Source organism: Mesorhizobium sp. M0244 (assembly GCF_040321795.1).
GTDB lineage: Bacteria > Pseudomonadota > Alphaproteobacteria > Rhizobiales > Rhizobiaceae > Mesorhizobium.
Window position 1 is genome coordinate 1 of sequence record NZ_JAMYSE010000165.1, and the last position, 6,692, is coordinate 6,692.

The following is a 6,692-nucleotide window of genomic DNA, read 5'->3' on the forward strand; positions in this document are numbered from 1 at the left end:
GAGCGCCAGTCGCTCGCTATTGCGCGGGCCGTGTATTTTGGAGCCCGAGTGCTGATCCTGGACGAGCCGACCGCGGCGCTCGGCGTCAAGCAGGCATCGCATGTGCTGCGTATCGTCAATGAGGCCAAGAGGCGCGGCCTGGCCGTGGTCTTCATCACCCACCAGGTCATGCACGCCATGACCGTCGGCGACCATTTCGCGGTGCTGATCCGCGGCGCCATCGCCGATGATTTCCGCAAGGGCCAACGGTCCCGCGAGGAGATTACGGATCTGATGGCTGGCGGCGAAACGATGGCCGATCTGGAAGCCAAGGTCGATGGTTACATGGCCGAGCATGAAGGTCATCCGCCACCGGGTTCCTCGACAGATGCGCCGGCGATGCGCTGACACCAACTCAATGGCGTCAGGCGGCGGCGGTCGATCGTCGCTTCTGCCGAATTCCTTCTTTGGTGAATGTGCATGATACGTATCGGTGTGGTTGGCTATGGCACGGGTGGACGGCATTTTCACACGCCTTTCATTGCCGCCGCCGATCGCTGCGAGTTGGTCGGCATAGCGGCTCGAGCGCCCGCCACCATCGCCCGGGCGCGCGTCGATTGGCCGGGCGTGCCGATCCACGCGAGCGCCGACATGATCGCCGCCGGCGGACGCGGCGCAAATTGGTGCTCGAAGCCATTGCCGCCGGGTTGCACGTCATGGCCGACAAGCCGTTTGCCCCAAATGCCGAAAGCGGGCGCGAGCTGGACCGGGCGGCGAAGGAGAAGGGCGTCGTGCTCGGCGTATTCCAGAACCGACGCCTTGATTCCGACCTGCAACACTAGCGCGCGTTGTGCGCGACAACCGCCTCGGCAAATTATGGCGGGTCCACAACCGTATGGATTTTGACGACCCCGCGACGCTGGAGGCAGGCCCAACTGGCGGTCTGTTGCGCGATCTGGGCTCACATCTAGTCGATCAAATGCTGTGGTTGCTCGGGCCGCGCTCGGTCGACGCGCAGCTCGACCATATCGATTTGCCGCAAGGGCCAACCGATGCAAGCTTCACGATCCGTCTGGCGCATGAGAACGGCGTTCATTCCCATATCTCGGCCAGCAAGCTGAACCATCTCAATATCCGCGAACTGCGCGCCTATGGGTCCGAAAGGAGCTATGTATCGCACGGTACCGACGTGCAGGCGCAGGCAATCTTCGCGGGCCGGCGTCCGATGCACGATATGGCTGGCTGGGGATACGAGCCGGAAGAGGCGTGGGGGGTGCTGCGGACCGCGGCTGGCGAAGTGCGCTTCCCGCCGAGCAGGGCCGCTATCACGATTACTACACCGCCTTTGCCCGTGCCGTGCGCGAGGGCACTTCGCCGCCGGTTACCGCTGCTGCGGGCACGGCAGTCCTCGACGCGCTCGACGCGGCACGACTAAGTTTCGAAACAGGACGTTCGATTGACCTTTGATGACGGGTCGACTGATCGTGACCCAAGGGGTGAAAACAATACGACGATCAGGATGGCAGTGATCCGCGCAGGTCTGACGGGCGCGGATGATGCCAAGATAGTTGCCGAAGAACTGCCCGGCGCAACCCTTCAACTGGTCTGCGACACGGCAAGCGTCGACTGACTGCATCGCGGTGATGGAGGTCGAGCAGAAGGCGGGCGACGCGTTGAGCTGTTTTCGGCCGCACGGAAACGGTGCCACCCAAAATTCTGTTCACGGTCGCCACTGAGACGCCTGCTGCGGTAGCGAGATCGTGGATTCTCGGCCGCCTCATGAGTGCACCCTGGTTATATCATCATGACTGATACTAAATGATATAAATGTCGCTTTTATACTATTTCCGTCTTGCTATGAAGATCAAGCGTCCGATATGAATCGCGTCCAGTCGGGGTCGATATCCTAGATCAGCCCCCAGTGGGCTGACCCCGCAATCTCACGACCGATCCGGGCAAGAGGCACTGTCACGATGGACGACCATCAGTATGGAATGCGCGACAAGCGGGGTAACTGGGCACCGCATCGCCGGGCCGAGCCGGCCCCGATCTGGCATCGTCCGTTCAATGCAAAGAAGGTGGTGGCCTGGATTCCTGAGTTTCTCTGGCCGTGGAACGCATTTCATCTCGCCACGTCGATCATTTGGGTGAACCTGCTCATCCCAAGCTGGCAGAGCCTCGCGACCTTTTCTCTGGTCAATTACTTTTGGCTGTATGGCCTCAACGCTGCAGGCATCTTCCTCTTCTACGGCTTCTTCGAGTTGCGCTACTATATCCAGCGCAAACAACAGAACCGCTTCAAGTATAATCCTAAATTTCTGTCAGACGCGGCGTCAGACGTGTTCTGGTTTCAAAGTCAGAACCTCGACAATTTCACCCGCTCGTTTTTCGCAACGATACCACTATGGACAGTGGTCGAGATCGTGATGCTGTGGATGTATGCAAACAGCTGGGCGATCTGGCTGCCATGGACGACGAATTGGCTTTACCTGTCGTTCCTGGTGCTTATCGCGCCAGCCGTGCATGAGGTCTATTTCTTCTTCCTTCATCGGGCGATCCATTGGCCGCCGCTCTACAAATGGGTGCATTCGGTCCATCATAATTCGATCAATCCAAGTCCCTGGTCGTCGCTCTCGATGCACCCGGTCGAGGGCTTCCTCTATCATGCTGAAGCCTGGCTGCACCTGTTGATCCCTTCGAATCCGGTCTGCGCCTACTTCACGCTGCACGGAGCGGGATTTGGAGCGGTGAACGGCCATCTCGGTTTCGAGACATTCGAAATCACCGACAAGGTTAAGCTCGATAGCCATTCTTACGTGCACTACCTGCACCACAAGTATTTCGAGGTGAATTACGGCGGTGATGGGCTGGTACCCCTCGATAAGCTGTTCGGAACTTGGCACGACGGCAGCAAGGAAGCCGACGAGATCATGAAGGCCCGCTTCCGCAAGAAGAAGGAAAAAATGCGGAGCCAGCAGGAAGGCCGCAGCGATCCCGCATCTGGAATGCCGGCGGAATGATGAACCAATCGCTGTTTCGACTGTGCCCGTGAGGAGCGGGCCCGGGACAGCCAGAACTTTTGTTGAAAAGCCCCACGGGGCAAATGGGAGGAAGACTATGAAGCTTTTCAAGACGCTTGTGTCGACAGCGGTGCTAATCGGGTTCAGTACCGGCGCGACGCTCGCCGCCAATATCTTCGTCATCGGCGGCAAACCGGACGATCCGTTCTGGTCGATCGTCAAGCGTGGCGCCGAAGATGCTGGCAAAGTTGTCGAGGCCCAGGGTGGCAAGGTCACTTGGCTGGGGCCGCAGAACTATGACAATCTGGGCGTCGACGCCGCTGAGCTGATCCGCCAAGCCATCGACCAGAAAGCGGACGCCATTGTCGGCCCGGACTGGGTGCCGGAAGCGATGGACCCTGCGTTCAAGGCAGTAGTGGATGCTGGCATTCCACTCGTCATCTACAATGCCGGCGGGTTGAAGGCAGCCGATCGCCTGGGAGCCATGAACTATGTCGGCTCCGACGACTATAAAGGCGGCGTCGCCGGTGGGGAATATCTCGCCAAGGCCGGTGACAAGAAAGGCGTCTGCATCAACACCCTGCCGGGCGCTGCCAATATCGAGGCCTATTGCGGTGGCTTCAAGGAGGGGATGAAGAATGGCGGCGGTGAAGCCGACGTGTTGCCCTTGCCAGCAACGTCCTTCGGCTCAGCGACGGCCGTGGCGCAGGCGGTGAAGGCCTATCTGCTCCAACACTCAGACGTGACCGCCGTATTCACCATCGGCAACGTTGACGCCAACTCCGCCATGAACGGCATCACCCAGGCCGGCAACGGTGACAAGGTTCATCTCTGCGGCATTAACTTTGACGAGACCATTCTGAACAACATCAAGGATGGCAAACAAGCTTGCGCGATTGACCAGCAGGGTTACCTGCAGGGCTACCTCGCCGTGGCGATCCTCAACGGCAAGGTAAATTACGGCCTCACCGTGCCGACCCGTGAGATCCTCACCGGACCCGGCATCATCGATAAGGCCAGCGTCGATGCAACCATCGCCGGCGTGAAAGCAGGGACGCGATAGCCCCTTTTCACTAATGGCCGCCCTCGCTTGAAACGCGGGCGGCCATTCCTCCCTTTCTCTGCGGCGGCTCCATCGTGGCCGGCCGCTTGCTCGCGGATTACCCTAATGGCACATCCCGTGACGTCCACATTAACCCCGGCGCCGAACCGCACGCGGTCCCGACTAGCCCTCGGCCGGCTGGCGCGTCGACCAGAGTCGGGCTCGTTCCTCGGCCTGGTCGCAGTTCTGCTTTTCTTTGGCCTGTTCGGGGGAAGTGCCTTCATGTCGGCAGCCGGCACGGCCAGCTGGTTGAACATCGCGTCTGAGATCGGGATCATCGCGCTGCCGATAGGGTTGCTGATGATCGCCGGGGAACTCGACATCTCGGTCGGTGCCGTGATCCCCGCAGCGTCGCTTACCGCTGCCATCGTCTCGGGTCACTATGGGCTGCCCGACTGGCTTGGCATAACGGCCGCACTTGGCCTCGGCCTCGCTGTCGGCTTGCTCAACGGGCTGTTCGTGACGAGAACGACCATCCCTTCGCTCATAATCACCATTGGCACCATGTTCCTCACGATGGGTCTGACACTAGGTCTCACCGTCAAGATCGCTGGCAGCACCGGCGTCTCGCTTGTGCCGGACCCGCTTACCAAGGCAATCCTAGGCGACTATCTCGGCGGCATGTTTCAAGTCACAATCCTGTGGTGGGTGGTGTTCGTGATTGGCCTGTTCTGGCTATTGCACATCTCCCCGTTGGGCAACTGGATATATGCACTCGGTGGCGACAAGGAGAGCGCGCGCAACGTTGGCATTCCGACCAAACGGCTGACCATCGGTCTGTTCATGCTGTCCGGCTTCAGCGCCGCTTTCGTTGGGGTCAGCGAGGTGATGGTCTACCAGAGTGCGCAGGTTCTGGCCGGTCAGTCCTTCATCTTCAATTCCATCATGTGTGTGGTCATCGGGGGCGTTCTGCTCACGGGCGGCTTCGGCTCGATCGTTGGCATCGTGTTTGGCACGATTACCTTCTCGATCGTGAACCAAGGCATCTACTTCACGAGCATGGATCCCAACATCGGAAGCGTCATAATCGGCGCGCTTCTTTTGATCGCGGTGCTGACAAACGACACCTTCCGGCAGCTGGCGCTCAGCTATTCGTCGAAGAAGGGGGGACCGACATAATGGACGCAATCAAATCGGTGCTGCGCCGTCCCGAGGCCGGCTCGATCCTCAGTCTCGTCGGCGTGGTGTTGTTCTTCGTTCTGTTCGGCGGCGCCAGTTTGGGCACGCTGGTTGGCGCGGCGAGTTGGGTCAATTTCGCGGCAAATCTCGGCATTGTCGCCATTCCCGTCGGGCTGCTGATGATCGCTGGCGAACTCGACATTTCGATCGGCGCGTTGATCCCCGCCGGTTCAATGACCACCGCCATCCTGACCGGCTACTACGGGCTGCCCATCTCGGTAGGGATCGCTGGGGCGCTGGCTGTCGGCGTGGCGGTCGGCCTGGTCAACGGCCTGCTCACGATCCGAACCTCGGTGCCTTCGCTGATCATCACGCTGGCCACGCTGGTCGCCATGCAGGGGGTGGTGCTAAGTGCCTCCGTGCTTCTGACCGGCAATGCCAGCGTTGCCCTAACGGCGCCGGACTGGGCGAAATTCCTCTTCGGACAGTTGATCGGTGGCAGTCACCAGGTCATCATCGTCTGGTGGCTGGCGTTCGCCGCTGTCATAGGCTTCGCTCTTCACAAGACCCGCTACGGCAATTGGCTGTTTGCAATGGGCGGCGACAAGGTCAGCGCCCGCAACGCCGGCATTCCGACGAACCGCATGACAATTGCGCTGTTTGTGTTGTCCGCGGTCAGCGCCACGTTCGTCGGCATCTGTCAGGCGATCCTGTTCAACTCCGCCCAGGTCTCCGGCGGCATGAGCTTCATCTTCAATGCCATCGTGTCCGTGGTGGTGGGCGGTGTGCTGCTTACCGGCGGTTTCGGTTCGGTTATTGGTATCTTCGTGGGCACCATCACCTTCGCCATCGTCAGCCAGGGCATCTACTTCACCCAGATCGACCGAAACTGGTCGAACCTGATTATCGGTGTGATGCTCCTGCTGGCCGTGCTGATGAACCAGTCGTTCCGCGACTTGGCTCTGTATTTCAGACCGCGGCGTGGGCGAGACCTGCCGCGGGAGCCAGCAAACCCATGAGAAACGAGTTGCCACAGGAGCCGTGCCCGGCGGTCGCGATCAACGAGCATCGTGCTTCTATGAACACGGTCGCCGATCAATCGCATCAGCCAAGCCGGTTCGCAGATGAAGAGGTGAGCACGCCATGAACGACAAACCTGCCATTCTCGAGCTGAAAAGCGTCAACAAATCCTTCGGTCCGATCGATGTCCTGCACGATATTTCGCTGAAGGTGCGCGCCGGCGAAGTGCTTTGTCTGCTCGGTGACAACGGCGCCGGCAAGTCGACCCTCATCAAAACGCTGGCCGGTGTCCACAAGCCCAGCAGCGGCCAGATACTGATGGATGGTCAGCCGGTGACCTTCACCGGGCCGAGTGACGCGCAGGGACGGGGCATCGCCACGGTGCATCAGTTCGGCGGCACGTTCCCGCTGATGAGCATCGGGCGGTCCTTCTTCGTCGGCGTCGAGCCGAC

Annotated in this window: 9 protein-coding genes and 1 pseudogene; 9 read left to right on the forward strand and 1 reads right to left on the reverse strand. The window is 60.1% G+C overall.

The window, feature by feature from the left end; all coding sequences use genetic code 11:
• The 4 genes from NKJ08_RS37850 to NKJ08_RS37865 form a co-directional block, all read left to right on the forward strand.
• On the forward strand, nt 1-387 hold a 387-nt coding region (locus tag NKJ08_RS37850), incomplete at its 5' end, for a P-loop NTPase family protein (protein WP_502906388.1).
• 275 nt (nt 388-662) lie between these two features.
• On the forward strand, nt 663-821 hold the full coding sequence (locus NKJ08_RS37855; RefSeq protein ID WP_352532682.1) for a Gfo/Idh/MocA family oxidoreductase: 159 nt from the start codon (nt 663-665) through the stop codon (nt 819-821).
• Nucleotides 822-874: 53 nt separating this feature from the next.
• Nucleotides 875-1,414 carry a Gfo/Idh/MocA family protein gene (locus NKJ08_RS37860; RefSeq protein ID WP_352786267.1) on the forward strand — a complete coding sequence of 180 codons (540 nt, stop codon included), beginning with the start codon at nt 875-877 and terminating at the stop codon, nt 1,412-1,414.
• A gap of 21 nt (nt 1,415-1,435) precedes the next feature.
• On the forward strand, nt 1,436-1,609 hold the full coding sequence (locus NKJ08_RS37865; RefSeq protein WP_352532684.1) for a hypothetical protein: 174 nt from the start codon (nt 1,436-1,438) through the stop codon (nt 1,607-1,609).
• 43 nt (nt 1,610-1,652) lie between these two features.
• On the opposite strand, the pseudogene NKJ08_RS37870 reads toward NKJ08_RS37865, so the two are convergent.
• Nucleotides 1,653-1,760, reverse strand: a pseudogene (locus NKJ08_RS37870) (LacI family DNA-binding transcriptional regulator); the annotation flags it as partial.
• Nucleotides 1,761-1,952: 192 nt separating this feature from the next.
• On the opposite strand from NKJ08_RS37870, the gene NKJ08_RS37875 reads away from it, so the two are divergent.
• From NKJ08_RS37875 to NKJ08_RS37895, 5 genes are all read left to right on the forward strand, one after another.
• Nucleotides 1,953-2,999: a sterol desaturase family protein gene (locus NKJ08_RS37875; RefSeq protein ID WP_352786269.1), complete on the forward strand. Its 1,047-nt coding sequence runs from the start codon at nt 1,953-1,955 to the stop codon at nt 2,997-2,999.
• Nucleotides 3,000-3,096: 97 nt separating this feature from the next.
• Nucleotides 3,097-4,062, forward strand: coding sequence for a sugar ABC transporter substrate-binding protein (locus NKJ08_RS37880; RefSeq protein WP_352786271.1), 966 nt, complete (start codon nt 3,097-3,099; stop codon nt 4,060-4,062).
• 105 nt (nt 4,063-4,167) lie between these two features.
• A complete protein-coding gene (locus tag NKJ08_RS37885; protein WP_502900786.1) occupies nt 4,168-5,220 on the forward strand; it encodes an ABC transporter permease in 1,053 nt (350 codons plus the stop codon).
• Nucleotides 5,220-6,239: an ABC transporter permease gene (locus NKJ08_RS37890; RefSeq protein ID WP_352532735.1), complete on the forward strand. Its 1,020-nt coding sequence runs from the start codon at nt 5,220-5,222 to the stop codon at nt 6,237-6,239. Before NKJ08_RS37885 ends, NKJ08_RS37890 begins: the two co-directional genes overlap by 1 nt.
• A gap of 124 nt (nt 6,240-6,363) precedes the next feature.
• A partial coding sequence (locus NKJ08_RS37895; protein ID WP_352786273.1) for an ATP-binding cassette domain-containing protein occupies nt 6,364-6,692 on the forward strand: 329 nt, incomplete at its 3' end.